The sequence below is a fragment of the Micromonospora sp. NPDC048868 genome, assembly GCF_043198195.1.
GTDB lineage: Bacteria > Actinomycetota > Actinomycetes > Mycobacteriales > Micromonosporaceae > Micromonospora > Micromonospora reichwaldensis.
In genome coordinates this window covers 71,079-87,100 of record NZ_JBICUN010000003.1, presented here as the reverse complement: position 1 = coordinate 87,100, position 16,022 = coordinate 71,079, and the positions used below count along the sequence as shown (strand labels likewise).

The window sequence follows — 16,022 nt, the reverse complement described above, 5'->3', positions numbered from 1 at the left end:
GGCTACGTGGGCCGCCGGGCCCGGCGCGGGGCTACGCGGACGGCAGGGCCTGCTGCTGGGCTACGCGCCGCCGCTGGGCTACGCGGACGGCAGGGCCCGACGCTGGGCTGCCGGGACGGCCGGAGCCCGCGGCAGGGCGTCGTGGCACCCGGTGCCGCCCGCCGGATCGGCGGCCGGTGGCGGGGGTGGACCGGGGAGGTCAGGCGGTGATGACGCGGATGCCGTTGCGCCGCACCGTCGTCGCGACCGCCTCGGGCAGGGGAGCGTCGACGACCACGGTGTCGATCCGGTCGAGCCCGCAGACCTGCACCGGGGCGGTGGCGGTCAGCTTGCTCGCGTCGACCACCAGGACGATCTCGTCGGCGATCTCCATCAGGGCGTGCTTGGCGCTGAGCTCGATCTCCGAGCGCACGTAGACCCCGCGCTCGTCGACGGCGCCGGCGCCGAGGAAGAGCATCCGGATCCGCAGGCGGCGGGTCAGGTCCAGGGCCGCGAAGCCGACCAGCGCCTGGTTGTCGTGCAGCAGCTCGCCGCCGATCCCGATGACGCGGGCACGCGGACGCGACAGCATGTGCCCCAGCACCGGCACCGAGTGGGTGACCACGCATCCCTCGAACTCGGCGGGCAGGGCGTGGGCCACCTCGGCGGCGGTGGTCCCGCTGTCGATGCCGATGGTGTCGCCGGGCTGCACCAGGGCGGCGGCGGCCGCCCCGATCGCGAGTTTGGCCTGCGTGTGGGTCTGGGCCCGGGAGGCGAAGCCGGGGCCGGCCACGCCGCCCGGCGGCAGGCTGACCCCGCCGTGCACGAGGGTCACCTCGTGGGACTCGGCGAGCTGGCGCAGGTCGCGTCGCACGGTCATCTGCGAGACGCCGAGCTGGGCGCTGAGCTCCGCCACGGAGAGGAAGCCCGCCCGCCGCAGCGCGGCCATGATCTGCGTGCGGCGCCGGGGGGCGCTCTCGTAACGGGACGTCTGCACGCTCACGCCGGGCCCTCCTGCCGGATGTCACCCCACGGGGCTCGGTGGAGAGTTTAGAGCAACCGAGGGATGTTATTTTTCTACCATCCGATGGTACGTTGCAAACGTCCTTTGGTAATCCTGGGAGGTACCCCATGACCGTCGCCACCGTGTCGCCCACCGTCCTGGCCCGCCCCTCCGGCGGCTACGCCATGCTCGCCGTCGACCAGCGGGAGGCCCTGCGGGCGATGTTCGCCGCCCACCAGAGCCAGCCGGTGACCGACGAGCAGATCACCGACTTCAAGGTCGCGGCGGCCCGCGCGCTGAGCCCGTACGCCTCGGCGATCCTCGTCGACAAGCAGTTCGGCTGGGACGCCGTCATCGCCCAGGAGGCCGTCGCCGCCGAGTGCGCCCTGATCGCCGCCGCCGACCGCTTCACCGCCAGCGCCACCGAGTTCGTCGCCGACGTCGCCATCGACGACGACGTCGACCCCGCCGCCGTACGCGCCCAGGGCGCCAAGGCGCTCAAGCTGCTCGTGCTCTGGCGCCCCGACGAGGACCCCGCCCCCCGGATCGCCCTGGTGACGGACTTCGTGCGGCGGTGCCGCGACAACGGACTCGTCAGCATCATCGAGCCGGTGTCCCGCGCCCCCCGCCAGGGCGGCGCCTTCGACCACGACGCCGGCATCCTCGCCGCCGCCAGCGAACTCGGCTCGCTCGGCGCCGACCTCTACAAGGCCGAGGTCCCCACCGCCGGGCAGGGCACCCCGGCGGAGATCGTCGCCGGCTGCTCCCGGCTGAGCGAGTCCATCGCCGGGCCCTGGGTGGTGCTGTCGTCGGGCGTACCCGCCGAACTCTTCCCCGACGCCGTCCGCCTCGCCTGCCAGGCCGGGGCGTCGGGCTTCCTGGCGGGCCGGGCGATCTGGGCGTCGGTCGTCGGCAGCCCGACGATGGCCGACGACCTGCGGACCATCTCCGTGGATCGGCTGCGCCGCCTCTGCGACGTGGTTGACGACGCCGTGTCCCGCTGACGGTGGCCCTCCTCGGCGCCGCCCTCGCGGTGGTGGCGGTCGCCCTCGGGGCGGCCATGCAGCGGGTCACCGGGCTCGGCTTCGCGCTGGTCGCGGCGCCGTTCCTGGTCATCATCCTCGGCCCGTTCACCGGCGTCGTGCTGGCGAACCTGCTCTCCGCCGCGATCAACCTCGTCGTGCTGGCCTCGACCTTCCGGGCCCTGCACCGCAGGTTGGCCGTGGAGATGATCGTCGGCGTCGTGGTCGCCGTCCCCCTCGGCGCCTGGGTGGTGGCGTCCCTGCCCGGTCCGTTGCTGCTCATCGGCGTCGGCTCGATCACGGCGATCTCCGTCACCTGGGTCGCCCGGGGCAACCCGCTGCGCTTCCTGCGCGGCCGGGCCGGGCCGGTGCTGTCGGGCTTCACCTCGGGGTTCTTCAACACCACCGCGGGCACCGGCGGGCCGCCCCTGGCCGTCTACGCGGTGAGCACCGACTGGGGCCAGCGCAGCTTCGTGCCGACCGTGCAGGTCGTCGGCCTGGTCACCAACGTGCTGTCGCTGGCCGCCAAGGGCACGCCGGCGCTGTCCTGGCCCCTGCTGCTGGCCTGCGCCGTGGCGATGACCGTCGGCATCGCCGGAGGTCAGGTCCTGTCCCGCTGGCTGCCGGAGGAGCGGGCCCGAGGATCGGTCATCGGGCTGGCCTTGATTGGCAGCGTCATCGCCGTCGGAAAGGGAGTGACCGCCCTGTGGTAGTCGACACGGACGACGAGACCTCCTCGCGGACGCCCGGGCGACGCCGGTGGCCCGGCCGGGTCTTCGACCGGGGCGTCGATCCCGACCCCCGGTTCAGTCTCGCCAACGAGCGCACCTTCCTGGCCTGGATCCGTACGTCGCTGGCGCTCTTCGCGGCCGGGATCGCCCTGGAGGCGCTGGCCCTGCCCATCGCGCCCGGGCTGCGCCGCGCCGCGGCCGTCGTGCTGATCCTGCTCGGCGCCGTGGCCCCGGTGCAGGCGTGGATCGGCTGGCTGCGTACGGAGGCGGCGCTGCGCCTCGGTCGGAGCCTGCCGCCACCCGCGCTGGCGTTGCCGCTCGGCCTGGGCCTGGTCCTGGCGGCCGGACTGATCCTGGTCGGCCTCGTCCGGTGAGCCGTGCCGCCGCACCCCGCGACGGGCACCGCCCGGCGGCGGCGGGTCCACCCGGGACACCTCCTCGCCTGGACGGCGACCCCGGCCTGCAACTGGAGCGGACCATGCTGGCCTGGCGGCGCACGGCGGCGGCGTTCCTTGTGGCGGGTGCCGTCGGCGCGCGACTGCTCACCCCGCTGCTCGGCGGCTGGGCCTATCCGGCCGTGGCGGCACCGGCGCTGTGCGTGGGCGCGCTCGCCCTCGCCAGGTGCGTCCCGCCGCGCCGCACGACGTCGACCCCGGTGCCGGCGACCGTCGTGCCGCGGGCCGGCTGGATGGCCGGCGTCGCGGGGCTCACCTGCCTGCTCGGGCTCGCCGCTGCGGCGGCCGTGCTGACCGCCGCGACACCGGTGCCGATCCCGTGACCGCGCGGGGCCGGTGACGGCGCCGTCGCGTCGCCCGTACGTGGGCCGCCGCAGCCTCGCCTCGGCGGTGGTGCGGGGGAGCGGTAGGCTGTCCGAAGCGGGCATACGACGGCCGATGACGCGCCCCGACCACCCGCGTTCCCTCCCGGCTCGCAGCCGCCAGTGAACACGTTGCGCGCCGCCCTGTGAATCTTGGAGTACGTCTTGGCAGACCTGACGCCGCCCGCCCTGAATCCCTTCGAGTCAGAGGGAGACAGGGACACCGACCGCGAACGCGGGCGAGCGGTGGACGTGAGCGCGGACGCGATGACCCGTATGCGCACCCCGTTCGTCTCGACAGACGGTGACCGCGGCACCGCAGACGAGAGGCGGGCGTCGCGTTCCTGACGCGCCACGCCTGAGCCGCCGAGGGCGACGACCCGGCCTGATCCGCCACGGCGTCGGCGTCCGGCCCCCGGCCGACCGTCCACCGACGGTCCAACCGGCTCGCGAGGTGGGGCCGGACTGGGCAGACTGGGGCGATGCCCGCCGCTGAGTCGCCCGCCCACCGCCGTCGTACCCAGGCATTGGTCGCGGTGGTCGCCGCGCTCGCCGTGGCGGTCGCGCTCGGCGCCTGGTCGTTGCGGGACCGGGTCGCCGGTGGACGCGAGGTGTCGGAGCAGGGCGCCGTGACCCCCTTCGGGGCCGCCCCGGCGGATCGCACCCCCGCCTGCGCCGGTCGACCGGCCGAGGCGCCCCGCGAGTTGCGGGGCATGTGGATCACGACGGTCAACAACATCGACTGGCCGAGCCGGCGGGGGTTGTCGGCCGAGGCGGCGCGGGCGGAGTTCCGGGGCTGGCTGGACCTGGCGGTGCGGCACCACCACAACGCGGTCTTCGTGCACGTGCGCCCGAGCGGGGACGCGCTCTGGCCGTCGGCGTACGCGCCGTGGTCGGAGTGGCTGACCGGGCGCCGCGACGGCCGCGACCCGGGCTGGGACCCGATGGAGTTCATGGTCGCCGAGGCGCACGCCCGCAACCTGGAGTTCCACGCCTGGTTCAACCCGTACCGGGGCGGGCAGCCGGCCACGGTGGGCGGGCCCGGCCCGAGGCTGGACCGGCTCGCGCCGACGCACCCGCTGCGGCGGCACCGCGACTGGGTGGTGACCTATCCCAGCGCCGACCGGCCCGGCAGCCGCCTCTACTTCAACCCCGGCATCCCCGAGGCGCGCACGTTCGTCGAGGACTCGATGCTGGAGGCGGTCCAGCGGTACGACGTCGACGGGGTGCACTTCGACGACTTCTTCTACCCGTACCCGGAGGCCGGGCAGGACTTCCCGGACGACGCGACGTTCGCCCGGTACGGCCAGGGGTCCGCCGACAAGCACGCCTGGCGCCGGGACAACGTGAACACGCTGGTCCGCGAGATGAGCGAACGGATCAAGGCGATCAAGCCCTGGGTCAAGTTCGGGATCAGCCCGTTCGGCATCTGGCGCAACGAGCGCACCGACCCGGCCGGCTCGGCGACCGCGGGATTGCAGAGCTACGACGACATCTACGCCGACACCCGACTCTGGGTACGGCGGCAGTGGCTGGACTACGTCGTGCCGCAGCTCTACTGGCACATCGGGTTCGGCAAGGCCGACTACGCCAAGCTGCTGCCGTGGTGGGCGGCCACGGTGCGGGGCACCCGGGTGCAGCTCTACATCGGCCAGGCCGACTACCGGGTGGGCGAGCGCGGTGCCTGGCGCGACCCGGCCGAACTGGACCGTCAGCTCACCCTCAACCGCCGGCACGGCGCGAGCGGAAGCGTGCACTTCAGCGCCAGGCAGGTACGCGCCGACAAGCTCGGCGCGGTCAGCCGGTACCGCGCGGCCCACTATGCCGGGCCGGCGCTGGCGCCCGCGATGGCGCAGCTACCGGCGACGCCGCCGGCCGCCCCCACGGTCACCGACGCGCGGCGTGCGGGCGTTGGCGGGGTGACGCTGACCTGGCGCGGGGACGGCGCCGCGAGCTTCGCCGTCTACCGCGTCGACGGCGACACGGCGCGGCTCGTGGGCACCGCCCGGGGCACCGGCTGGGTCGACCGCACCGCCCCGGCCGACCGTCCGCTGTCCTACTGCGTCTCTGGCCTGGACCGCAGCGGCAACGAGGGCCGCCTGAGCGCGCCGGTGGCCGTCGCGGCGCCGTAGGAGGGGGGTTGCGGGAACGCGCGGTGGCGCCGGTTACCCTGCGGCGGTGGTGGTCGGCGAGGACGGGGAGCGGCTGGCGGCGTCGCTGGCGGAGCAGCTCGACGCGGTCGCCTTCACCGACCTGACCACGGACCAGGTCACCGCCCGGCTTATCGACGCGGTGGTCGGCTGGGCGGGGGAGCAGGGCTGGCGGGTCTACCGGCGGGCGTCCAGCGTGTTGCCGCTGCCGCCGCCGATGTCCGCGCAGCAGTCGGTGCTCGACGTGGCCTGTGCCCGCCCGCACGGACCGCCGGTCGTCGTCGAGGTCGATCACGGTACGCGCCGCCGCACCTGGGAGAAGCTGCTCGCCGAGGCCGACGCGGGGCGGATCCCGCTCTGGGTGCGCTGGGGTGCCGGCCGGTTCACCGCGCCGCCTGCGCCGATCCTGATGGTGACCTGCGAGGTGAGCGGGCGGCCGGATCCGACCGGCCGGGGCCGGGTGCACAGTCGTTCGCCGCGAGCCGACAAGCTGCCGCCGGCGCATTCGGCCGTGCGGGTGGCGACGGTGGACGCCGTCGAGTTGCCGCTGCCGCCGCCCGGGTCGCCCGGCACCGGGGCCTGAGCCGCACGGCAACGGCCGCCGCACGCCTCGCAAGGGACCGCCCCGGCGCGTGGGTGCCGGCGGGCGGTCGGCGGTGGGACGCCCGGCAGGGGCACCACAGCGTGGCCGAGCCGTGCCAGACTGCGATCATGGACGAGACGCCGAGCTTCCTCCGCCCCTTCGTGCTGACGCCGACGGCACGTCAGCCCGAGCGGGAGGCGAATCTCGACTGGTACGTGCCGGAGGGCGGCGGTCCGCACCCCGCCGTGCTCGTCGTCCACGGTGGACCGCTGCCACCCGGCCCGCACCCGGGTCCCCGCGACTGGCCGGTCTTCCGCGGCTACGGCTGCCTTCTCGCCGACCTCGGTCTCCTGACCGTCACCGTCGAGCACCGGATGCGCGTCGTCGTCGGTCCGCAGGGCCCCGTCACCGACTGCCCGACCGCCGCCCTCGACGTCGCCTCGGCCGTGGAGCGGCTCCGCGCCGACCCGCGCGTCGACGGCGGCCGGATCGCCCTGTGGTTCTTCTCCGGCGGGGGACTGCTGAGCACGGACTGGCTGCGGGACCGGCCTTCCTGGCTGCGGGCGGTGGCACTGACGTACCCCGTCCTCGCGCCGCTGCCGGGTTGGGGCGTCGACCCGCGCTTCGCGCCGGGCGCGGCGATCGGCGAGCCGGGTGGGCCCGTACCGCCGCTGCTGATCACCCGGGTCGGCCGGGAGGGGGAGGAGATGGCCGAGACGGTCGCGGCGTTCCTCGACGCGGCGGGCGACGCCGGCGTACGGGTGGAGGTGATCGACGTACCGGGCGGGCAGCACGGGTTCGACATGCTGGACCACACCGACGAGTCCCGGCGGGCGGTCGAGCAGGCGGCCGACTGGATCTCGCAGCGACTGGCCCCGTGACGGGGTAGGGGCCGGCGCCCGGATCGAGCTGGGTCCGGGTACTCAGCGTCGACCGGTGCGACAGCTCAGGCGTCCTCGGTCGGCGGCGCCGAGGATTCTGACATGGCCGAGACGCTGCATCGATACGCTGATCCGTCCTTTCTCACGGCACCACGTCTGACGGCCGGCGAGCGCTGGCGACGGGTACGTCTGACGATCTCCGGTCGGTTGATCGGGGCGGCGGTGCGGCTCGCCGGCAGCCATCCCGCCTCGTGGCGGTGGTCGGCCCGGCGGCACCACCGGGCACTGGACGTGCTCGCGGCGGCGAACGCGCGCGCCGGTTGCGCGCTCGCCGCGCTGGACGTCCCGGCGTACCGCGCCTTCCTGCGCGCCCGGCCGGCCGGGGCCCGCCGCCGGCTGCGGGACTTCCCGGAGACCGACAAGGTGAGCTACGTCGTCCCCTTCGACGCCGCCCGGCGCTGCCGGGGCGGACGACTGCCGGAGCGGGGCGTGGTGGTCGACGAGTCGGCCGGCTCGTCGGGCCGGCCCTTCAACTGGCCCCGGGGCGAGCGCGAGCTGCGCGCGGTGCACCGCGACATCGTCGGCTACACCAGCCTGGTCTTCCCCATGCGTCGCCCCTTCGTCATCAACGCCTACTCGATGGGCGCGTGGGCGACCGGGACGACGACCGGCGCCGCGATGGCCCGGATCGCGGTGGTCAAGAACACCGGCCCGGACCTCGGCAAGATCGTCGACACCCTTCGCGAGTTCGGCCCGGACTTCGACTACCTGGTGACCGCGTACCCGCCGTTCCTCAAGCACCTGCGCGACCGGCTCGACGCCGAGGGCTTCGACTGGTCGCGCCACCGCATCTTCGCCAGCTGCGGGGGAGAGGCGATGACGGAGGCGCTGCGCGCCTATCTGGAGGAGCGGTTCCTGCGGGTCCGGTCCGCGTACGGCGCCTCGGACCTGACCATCGGCATCGGCGCGGAGACCCGGTTCACCGTGTGGCTGCGGCGACGCCTGCGTGACGACCCCGAGCTGCGGGCGGCGCTGCTCGGCGCCGACGAGCAGCGGTTGCCGATGGCGTTCCAGTACAACCCGCTGGCCACCTACCTGGAGACCAACGAGCGCCGGGAACTGCTCTGCACGATCACCGGTCCCGACGTCCTGCAGCCACGGCTGCGGTACAACGTCGGCGACGAGGCGCTGCTCGTCGGGTATCGACGGATCCTCGACCTGGTCCGCGGCGACCCGCGGCGCTGGGCCGACTGCCGCGCGGCGCTGGCCAGCGAGCGGATGACCCTGCCGGTGCTGCTGCTGTTCGGCCGGCGCGACTCGACGGTGTCGTACCTGGGCGCCAACCTCTATCCGCAGGACGTGGAGTACGGCCTCTACGCCGACAACCCGTACGCGGCCGAGATCAGCCGGTTCTGCCTGTCGCTGGCCGAGGACGCCGCGCTGGAGACCCGGCCCGTGGTCCACCTGGAACTGCGCCGCCCGCTGTCCGGGTCGGACCGCGAGGCTCTCGCCGCCGCCTGCCGCAGCGGGGTACGCCGGCACCTGGCGGCCGTCTCCCGCGACTTCGCGCAGTCGCTGACCGAGGACCCGACCGCCGGTGACCTCCGCATCGAACTGCACGAACCGGGCGCCGGCCCGTTCGCCGGACAGCAGAAGCTCAAGAACGTCTACCTGAAGGGCTGAGCGATGCGTACCCGTGACTTCTCCCGCGCCCCCGCGCGGGCCCAGGCCGGCGCCATGTTCTTCGGCGCCACGCGTTACCGCGGCCCGCTGGCGATCCTGCGGCTCTTCCCGGCCTGGCGCCGGATGGTCCGCGACATGCGTCGCATGTCCGGATACCGCTGGCACCGGGTGTACTGGGAGTTCCCGTTCACCCTCGGCACCGTCGCGTTCTTCACCGACCGCGAGGCACTGATGCGCTTCGCCCGCTCCCGCCACCACCGCAAGCTGATGGTCTGGCTCACCGACGGCGACCGCAACGCCACCGCGGGCTTCATCCGGCTCTTCACCGCCGAACCCGACGGCTACTCCAACGGCCTGTGGCGGGCCGAGTCCACCGAGTTGGGGCACATCGAGACGTTCAGCCCGCTGGGCTCGGAGACGGTGGGACCGGCGGTGCGGCGATGACCGCCCCGGGCGGCCTGGAGCGGGTCGTCGACAGGCGCGGCCTGCGCGAGTTCCTGGCGCTCACCGACCGGGTGTACGCCGGCGAGCCGCGCTTCGTGCCGCCGTCGCGCCAGCAGGTGCGGCGGTGGTGGCGCGACGGCGTGCCGATGTACGTGCTGCGCGACGGCGGAACCGGTGCGGTCGTCGGGCGCACCACGCTGCACACCGACGCCGCCCTCGACGCCAAGCTCGGCCGCCGGTGTCAGCTCTTCGGGCTCACCGAGTTCACCGAGGCGGCGGCGCGACCGCTGTTCGAGGCGATCGTCGCCGCCGCCCGCGCCGCAGGCGACCGGGACGCGCTCTTCGGGCCGGTGGCGTTGCTGCCCAACCAGGCGGGCGGCGTCATCACCTCCGGGTACGCCGACCGGGGCTTCATCGACAGCGCCTGGAACCCGCCCCGGTACGTGACCGCCTACGAGTCGTACGGGTTCCGCCGGCGGTTCGAGTCGGACACCTGGATCTGCCCGGTCTCCGGCGCCGCCGACGCCCCGTGCGGTGCCGACCAGCCCGGCACCGACCAGCCCGGCACCGACGCCGACGGCGCGGAGCTGCGGGTGCACCGGGGCGACGTCCGGCGGCTCGCCGAGCAGCTCGAACTGCTGCGCGGGATGCTCAACGCGTCCTTCGCCCAGCTCGGCTACTACACCGAGATCTCCGCCGCGCAACTGCGCCGGCAGACCGACGGGCTCGCGTACCTGCTGGACGAGTCGCTGCTGCTCTACCTGACCAGGGCCGGGCAACCGGTGGCGTTCGTGCTCTGCGTGCCGGACATCAGCGAGTTCGTCGTCCGCGTCAGGGGCGACCTCAACCTGTTCCACCAGCTCCGGCTGCTGGCGGTCCGCCGCCGGTACCGGCGGGAGGCGGTGCTGATCGTCAAGGGCGTGCTGCCCGAGTACCAGGGGCGCGGATACCAGCGGCTGCTCTCCGGCGCGCTGCGCCGCAACCTGCACGCCGGCGGGTACACCACGCTGCGCAGCACCTACGTCGGCCGGGACAACCCGGCCTCGGCCGCGCAGTACCGGGCGTCGGGCGGCCGGCCGCTGCACGGGTACACCTTCTACGAGAGGGCGCTGTAGACATGGACCTCGCGGCGTTCCGCGCCCTGGCGCCGCTCTGCTGGCGGGCGCCGAGCGCGCACAACACCCAGCCGTGGCGCCTCGACCACCAGCCCGATGCGGTCCGGGTGGGCTGGGAGCCGGCGCACACCCTGCCGGCGGCCGATCCGTCCGGCCGGGACCTGCGGCTGTCCCTGGGCGCCTTCGTCGAGACCTGCCTGGTCGTCGCCGCCGACGCCGGGCTCCGGCTGCGCTTCGTCGCCGACCACTGTGCCGCCGACCGCCGGGCGGGCTGGCTGCGGGCGTCCCCGCACCGCTACGACACCCCGTTCGACGCGGCGCAGGTGCTCACCCGCCGCACCCACCGGGGCCGGTTCTCAGCCGGCCCGGACGCCGAGGTGCTGGCCGCCGCCGACGCCGTCGCGCGGGCGTCGGGCGGGACGGTCCGGGCCGTACCGGACGCCGGCCGGCTGGCCCGCCTGCTGAGGGTCGCCGACCGGCAGACGTACGCGGATCCCGCCGTGGTCGCCGAGCTGCGGTCGTGGCTGCGGCTCACGCCGGCGCACCCGGACTACCACGCCGACGGGCTCACCGACCGGTGCCTGGGTCTGTCCGGGCGCGAGGCGACCGCGTTGCGGGCGGCGCTGGCGGCGTACCCGGTCCTGCGCCCGCTGGGCCTGCCCCGGCTCCTCGCGGCGGCGTCCGGCAACCCGCTCGCACGCGGTGGCGCTGTGATCGTCCTGATCGGACCGCCCGGGACGGACGACGCGACACATGTCGAATTCGGTCGGGTGCTCGCGCGCGTGTGGCTGACCCTGCACGCGGCCGGGCTGGCGGCGCACCCGCTGAGCCAGCTGATCGACACGGCCGCGACCCGAGACGCCCTCGGCTCGCTGCTGGGCGTGGCGCCGGAGCGCCTGCTGCACGTGGCCCGGGTCGGCCGGCCGGTGGGCCCGGCGGCACCCTCGGCGCGCCGGCTCGGCGGCTCCGGGCAGGGCTTCCGTTGACCCCCGGCGATGGTGGCGGCACGTGCGGAGCGGGGCCCCCGGCGTGCGGGTGGCACGTGCCAGGGTCACGACGCCTGGCTGGTCGCGGGCCGCTGGAGCGCCGGCGGGCGGGCCACCGGCTCCGAGCCGGCGCGGCGGATCGGGGTGAACAGCCCGCCGACCGCGACCAGGAGACACCCCGCTCCGGCGACGACAGTGACCGCGGTGACGCCGTAACGGCCCGCCGCCCAGGTCAGCACGGCGGCGCCGGCCGGCCCGAGCGCGTAGTGCGTGCTCCAGAACGCCGAGGTGACCCGCCCGAGCAGGTGGTCCGGCGTGATCTCCTGGCGCAGCGACATCGAGCAGATCCCGCCCACGCTGACGCCGCACAGGTACACCGCGGTCAGCACGGTGACGCCCCGTACGCTCCCGACGACGCCGATGCCCACGATGGCGAGACCGCACATCGCGTGCGCGCCGATCCAGGTGATGCCGAAGCCACGCCTGCGGCGCAGCGGCGCCACCAGCAGCGCCCCGACGACCGTGCCAAGGGCCGCCAACCCCAGCACCGTGCCGACCGTGCCGTCGGAGCCGCCGAGGTCGTGCTTGACGTGGTAGACGAGGACGTCGGTGAAGCCGTACGTCAGGAAGATGAAGACCGACAGCAGGACGGTCAGCGAGCGGAGCACGGGCTGCCGCCAGAGGAACCGCGCACCGGCGAGGAACTCGGCCAGCCGGCCCTCGCGCGCCGCCGTGCCGCCGGCCGTCGCACCCTCGTCGGACCGCCGCAGCCGCACCAGCCAGAGGCCGAAGGCAGACAGGGCGAAGCTGGCCGCGTTGATGGCGATGGCCGCCGTGGGACCGAAGCGGGCCGACACCACGCCGGCGAGCAGCGGCCCGAGCACGGCCGCTGCCGCGAACGTCGCCTGTAGGCGACCGTTGGCCTCGGTGATCCTGGGTCGGTCGACGAGGTTGCGCACCGCCGTCACCGCGGCGACCTGGAACACCATGCCCGCGGCCTCGCAGATCGGCAGCACGACGAAGAGCAGCCAGACCTGCGGACCACCGAGCCAGGCCAGGGGGATGAGGCCGTAGAGCACCAGCCGGGCCAGGTCGGCGGTGATCATCAGTTTGCGTCTGTCGTACCGGTCGACCAGGACGCCGCCGAAGATCCCCGCGCCGACGGACGCGGCGCCGGCCGCGGCCGTGAGCAGGCCCATCTGGGCGACCGACCCGGTCGCGTGGAGCACGAGCAGCGGCACCGCGATGTAGGCGAACGAGTCGCCGGCGGCGGAGAGCGACTGCGCAGCCCAGTAGGCGCCGAAGTTGCGATCGCGCCACAGGGGACGCCGAACCGGATCGGTGCGTCGGTTCATACCGGCGAGGGTAATCCGATCCATCCTGCGGGCGTTGTCCCTGGCGAGCCAGACGGGCGTCGGCCGGGAATCAGGGTGAGGCCGGCCGTGGCCGCGCCGTATGATCCTTCCCGCGGTGGGCGGCTCCCCGCGGTGCTTCCTTCTCACCCTGTCCTGGCAACTAGCGTCGCGACTCTCCGCCCACCGCTCCGCACGGGGAGGGCGCGAGCATGGATCCGCTGGCGGTGGTGCTGCTGCGACGCGCCGGCCGGGTCGCGGTGGTGGGCACGGGCGCCGCCCCTGCGGACGGTGTCGCCTGGGTGGCCGCGCTCGAGGCCGACCTGGCCGGTCGTGGCTGGCTGCTCCGGGCGGACCTGCGCACGGCGGCGGCCCGGCTGCCGGCGGCGGTGCGGGTCCGGTGGGCCGACTGGCTGCTGGCGACCATCGACGAGCTGGCCGGCGCGGACCGCCCGATGCTGCCGTTCTACCGTTCGTTCCCCGACACCCCGCGCGACGTCGAGGCGGTCTACGTACGGCGGCTGCTGACCCACCTGTTCGGCGTGCCCGGCGCGCCCTGCGTGCTGTGCGGCCGCGAGGAGGGTGGCGCGCCGCTGGACCCGTGCGGCCATCCCGTCTGCCCGGCGTGCTTCCCGCCGGAGCAGGTCACCGCCTGCCCGATCTGCGGCCGCCGGCTGGCGGCGGGCGACACCTACCTTCCCGTCGTCGCGCCCGCGCCCCCGGTGCGCCGCCCGCCGCGGCGAGCCGGTGCGTCGGCCGGGGACGCCGGCGAGCACCCCGTCCCGGCCGCGCCGCCGCTGCCGATGCGCCTCGCCGGGCTCGAGGCCGACCCGGTCGGCGCCGCGGTCCGGCTCCGGGACGAGCTGGTCGCCCGGCCCGCCGCGCTGAGCGAGTCCGACCGGGCCGACCTCGGGGTGCTCGTGGACGCCACCGCGCCGGGCCGCCTCGACTGGTTGCCCGAGGTGGTGCCCGCGCGGGAGACCCTCGCGCTGGTCGTCGCCCGGGCGCTGCACGCCGCGACGGGCACCCCCGGCCACCGCGACGTGGTCGCCGCTGCCCGGCGGCGGTGGTCGACCGCGACGGACGTGGCGCGGACCCTGTGGGCGTACTCCGGTGGGGACCCGGGGCTGGTCCTGCCGCGGCGCGACGACGAGTCCGCGGCTCCGGGCGTGGCCTGGCGTCCGGTCCACGAGCCCGCCGTCGTCGTGCCGGTCACTCGGGTGCGGGCCCTGCCCCGGCCGCTGCGGCGCGCGGCTCTCGCGCACCTCGACGCCTGCGGCGCCGCGGGCGCGGCCGAGGATCTGCGGCGGCACCCGACCGTCTGGAAGCGCCTCGGCGAGCGGCTGCACCCGTACGAGAACGTGGCCGCGCACCCGGCGGCGGCCGTCGCCTTCGCCGCGCTGCGCGGCACCCGCGCGGCCCGCGCCGGTGTCCTCGGCGCGGCCATCGTGGCGGCCTGCGCCCGCGAGCCCCGGCGGCTCGTGCCGACCGGGCACCCCGACGGCACGGTCACGGTCCGCGTGCGGACCCACGCGTCCCTGGTGGAGGAGGCCCTGACCGGCGACGACGCGGCGGAGGCCGCCCGCCTGCTCACCGAACGTCCGGGCGAGCTGTGGCGCCGGCTCGACCACCTGCTGCGGGTCGCCGGCGACGATCCGGCGGCGCACGCGGCCGTCGAGGCAGCCATGCGCCGGACCGTGGCCCGGGTGGCACCCGGCGTGCTCGCCGCGGCGGCGGCTCAACTGACCGGCCGCGACCGGACGGTACGGGCGACGGCCGCCGAACTGGCGGCGACCGCGCGGGCGCGGGCGGCGGCGCGGGCCCGCCGCTCCGAGCAGGCCGGTGCCGCCCCGGCGCTCACCGTCGGCCTGGGCGACGTTCTGCGCGCCGTCGCGCGGGGCGTGCGCGGCGCCGGCCCCGCCTTCCTGCGGGGGGCGCTCCGGCCGGCCGGCGGGGCGGCCCCTCCCGCTGAGGCGCCGCCCGCAGGCGGCACCGTGGAGGAGTCCGGCACAGTGGAGGAGTCCGGGATCGTCGGTGGCCGTCCCGGTCCCGGTATGCCCCGGCGGGTGTTCCATCCCCGCGGCAGCGTCGTGACCACCTGGACCGAGCCTGAGCGTCGCCCGCCGGTGCCCGCGCCGGCGATCACCGCGGTACGCGGACTGGTCGACGCCGAGTTGACCGCCCGCGCCGCCCGGCTCGGCCGGTTCGACGTGGCCGTCCTCGACGCCGCCCTGGCCGAGGTGCCCGCGCCGACGCGGGAGCGGGCCGCCTCGGCGCAGCTGGCGGGGTGGCCCCGGGGCAGTGTGCGGGCGCTGCCCGGCGCGCAGGTGTTGCGGTTCTTCCTGCACTGGGAGGACCCGGGCGCCACGCGGGTCGACCTCGACCTGTCCTGCGTGTTCTTCGACCGGGACTGGCAGCGGGTGGGCCACTGCGACTTCACCCGGTTGCGTTTCGCCGGCGACGGCGCGATCCACTCCGGCGACCTCACCTCCGCCCCGGCTCCGCTCGGAGCCACCGAGTTCCTCGACCTCCACCTGGCCCGTCTCGCCGAGCGCGGCGTGCACTACGCGGTGCCGACCGTCCTCAGCTACAACGCCGTGCCGTTCGAGGCCCTCACGGAGGCGCTCGCCGGCGTCATGCTGCCCCTCCCCAGGGGTGAGCAGTTCGACGGGGCCCGGGTCGCGCAGCGGTTCGACCTGCGCGGCAACGCCCGGATGCTGCTGCCGATGGTCGTGGACCTGCGTTCCCGGCGGTTGCTCTGGACCGACCTGACCCTGACCGGCCGTGGCTACGGCCACAGCGTCGACCGCCACGGTGACCAGCTGGCCCGGGCGGCCGCCGACCAGTGGGAGCACTTCCTGGGCGGCCACCACGCCACGGTCCTCGACCTGCTGGCGTGGCACGCGGTCGGGCGCGCCGACCGGATCCTGGTCGGCCACGCGGACCGCACCTACACCGAGGTGCCGGCCGACGTGGCCGCCGTCCGCGTGGCCGCGTCGATGGACACCGGCGGGATCCGCGTACCGCCCGACCTGGCCGGCCGCACGGTCCTGGCCGGCGTCGCCGACCCCGACGCCCTCGACCGCCTGGCCCCCGCGCCCGCCCCGGTCGCGCCGGGCTCGACGGTGGTGACGGTGACCGGCACGCCCGGTCACCCGTGGACGGTGCTGCGCGCCGGCGACGTGCTGGCCGGGCTGGGCACCGGCTGAGGCGACCGATCCGTGCGGTGCGTGGGGCGGGTATGTAGGCTCGCTTCGATCTTCGCGGGAGGCCAGT

At 75.5% G+C, this 16,022-nt stretch carries 14 protein-coding genes; 12 read left to right on the top strand and 2 right to left on the bottom strand.

The features are described 5' to 3' along the window. Nucleotides 1-199: 199 nt before the first annotated feature. Nucleotides 200-982 carry a DeoR/GlpR family DNA-binding transcription regulator gene (locus ACGFNF_RS05445; RefSeq protein WP_311411066.1) on the bottom strand — a complete coding sequence of 261 codons (783 nt, stop codon included), beginning with the start codon at nt 980-982 and terminating at the stop codon, nt 200-202. Nucleotides 983-1,110: 128 nt separating this feature from the next. On the opposite strand from ACGFNF_RS05445, the gene ACGFNF_RS05440 reads away from it, so the two are divergent. From ACGFNF_RS05440 to ACGFNF_RS05390, 11 genes are all read left to right on the top strand, one after another. Beyond that, nucleotides 1,111-1,986: a hypothetical protein gene (locus ACGFNF_RS05440; RefSeq protein WP_357578534.1), complete on the top strand. Its 876-nt coding sequence runs from the start codon at nt 1,111-1,113 to the stop codon at nt 1,984-1,986. Between the two features lie 2 nt (nt 1,987-1,988). Continuing rightward, complete coding sequence (locus ACGFNF_RS05435; protein ID WP_393165950.1) at nt 1,989-2,717, top strand: TSUP family transporter; 729 nt, start codon at nt 1,989-1,991, stop codon at nt 2,715-2,717. Continuing rightward, nucleotides 2,711-3,109, top strand: coding sequence for a DUF202 domain-containing protein (locus tag ACGFNF_RS05430; RefSeq protein WP_357578536.1), 399 nt, complete (start codon nt 2,711-2,713; stop codon nt 3,107-3,109). Before ACGFNF_RS05435 ends, ACGFNF_RS05430 begins: the two co-directional genes overlap by 7 nt. Continuing rightward, on the top strand, nt 3,106-3,513 hold the full coding sequence (locus ACGFNF_RS05425) for a DUF202 domain-containing protein (RefSeq protein WP_393165948.1): 408 nt from the start codon (nt 3,106-3,108) through the stop codon (nt 3,511-3,513). Before ACGFNF_RS05430 ends, ACGFNF_RS05425 begins: the two co-directional genes overlap by 4 nt. A gap of 521 nt (nt 3,514-4,034) precedes the next feature. After that, nucleotides 4,035-5,684 (top strand): glycoside hydrolase family 10 protein, encoded by a 1,650-nt coding sequence (locus tag ACGFNF_RS05420; RefSeq protein ID WP_393165946.1) that lies wholly within the window; start codon nt 4,035-4,037, stop codon nt 5,682-5,684. 46 nt (nt 5,685-5,730) lie between these two features. Further along, nucleotides 5,731-6,285, top strand: a complete 555-nt coding sequence (locus ACGFNF_RS05415; RefSeq protein WP_357578539.1) for a hypothetical protein — start codon at nt 5,731-5,733, stop codon at nt 6,283-6,285. A 128-nt stretch (nt 6,286-6,413) separates the two neighbouring features. After that, entirely contained in the window at nt 6,414-7,166 is a 753-nt protein-coding gene (locus ACGFNF_RS05410) for a hypothetical protein (protein WP_357578540.1), read from the top strand. Nucleotides 7,167-7,268: 102 nt separating this feature from the next. Continuing rightward, nucleotides 7,269-8,849, top strand: coding sequence for a phenylacetate--CoA ligase family protein (locus tag ACGFNF_RS05405; protein ID WP_393165944.1), 1,581 nt, complete (start codon nt 7,269-7,271; stop codon nt 8,847-8,849). 3 nt (nt 8,850-8,852) lie between these two features. Continuing rightward, nucleotides 8,853-9,293 (top strand): DUF4188 domain-containing protein, encoded by a 441-nt coding sequence (locus ACGFNF_RS05400; RefSeq protein WP_357578542.1) that lies wholly within the window; start codon nt 8,853-8,855, stop codon nt 9,291-9,293. Next, nucleotides 9,290-10,408, top strand: coding sequence for a hypothetical protein (locus tag ACGFNF_RS05395; RefSeq protein ID WP_393165942.1), 1,119 nt, complete (start codon nt 9,290-9,292; stop codon nt 10,406-10,408). Before ACGFNF_RS05400 ends, ACGFNF_RS05395 begins: the two co-directional genes overlap by 4 nt. Before the next feature lie 2 nt (nt 10,409-10,410). Further along, on the top strand, nt 10,411-11,394 hold the full coding sequence (locus ACGFNF_RS05390; RefSeq protein WP_393165940.1) for a nitroreductase: 984 nt from the start codon (nt 10,411-10,413) through the stop codon (nt 11,392-11,394). Between the two features lie 65 nt (nt 11,395-11,459). On the opposite strand, the gene ACGFNF_RS05385 is transcribed toward ACGFNF_RS05390, so the two are convergent. Continuing rightward, the gene (locus ACGFNF_RS05385; RefSeq protein ID WP_393165938.1) at nt 11,460-12,749 is read right to left on the bottom strand and encodes an MFS transporter; all 1,290 of its coding nucleotides are present in this window, start codon (nt 12,747-12,749) and stop codon (nt 11,460-11,462) included. Between the two features lie 209 nt (nt 12,750-12,958). Here ACGFNF_RS05385 and ACGFNF_RS05380 point away from each other — a divergent pair, with 209 nt between their 5' ends. Further along, nucleotides 12,959-15,955, top strand: coding sequence for an MXAN_6230/SCO0854 family RING domain-containing protein (locus tag ACGFNF_RS05380; protein ID WP_393165936.1), 2,997 nt, complete (start codon nt 12,959-12,961; stop codon nt 15,953-15,955). Nucleotides 15,956-16,022: the final 67 nt, after the last annotated feature.

What these genes read in the sequence shown, in the direction of transcription:
- ACGFNF_RS05390 (WP_393165940.1), top strand. Translation starts at nt 10,411, where the DNA reads ATGGACCTCGCGGCGTTCCGCGCCCTGGCGCCGCTCTGCTGGCGGGCG.
- ACGFNF_RS05440 (WP_357578534.1), top strand. Translation starts at nt 1,111, where the DNA reads ATGACCGTCGCCACCGTGTCGCCCACCGTCCTGGCCCGCCCCTCCGGC.
- ACGFNF_RS05420 (WP_393165946.1), top strand. Translation starts at nt 4,035, where the DNA reads ATGCCCGCCGCTGAGTCGCCCGCCCACCGCCGTCGTACCCAGGCATTG.
- ACGFNF_RS05405 (WP_393165944.1), top strand. Translation starts at nt 7,269, where the DNA reads ATGGCCGAGACGCTGCATCGATACGCTGATCCGTCCTTTCTCACGGCA.
- ACGFNF_RS05400 (WP_357578542.1), top strand. Translation starts at nt 8,853, where the DNA reads ATGCGTACCCGTGACTTCTCCCGCGCCCCCGCGCGGGCCCAGGCCGGC.
- ACGFNF_RS05380 (WP_393165936.1), top strand. Translation starts at nt 12,959, where the DNA reads ATGGATCCGCTGGCGGTGGTGCTGCTGCGACGCGCCGGCCGGGTCGCG.
- ACGFNF_RS05395 (WP_393165942.1), top strand. Translation starts at nt 9,290, where the DNA reads ATGACCGCCCCGGGCGGCCTGGAGCGGGTCGTCGACAGGCGCGGCCTG.
- ACGFNF_RS05410 (WP_357578540.1), top strand. Translation starts at nt 6,414, where the DNA reads ATGGACGAGACGCCGAGCTTCCTCCGCCCCTTCGTGCTGACGCCGACG.
- ACGFNF_RS05385 (WP_393165938.1), bottom strand. Translation starts at nt 12,749, where the DNA reads ATGAACCGACGCACCGATCCGGTTCGGCGTCCCCTGTGGCGCGATCGC.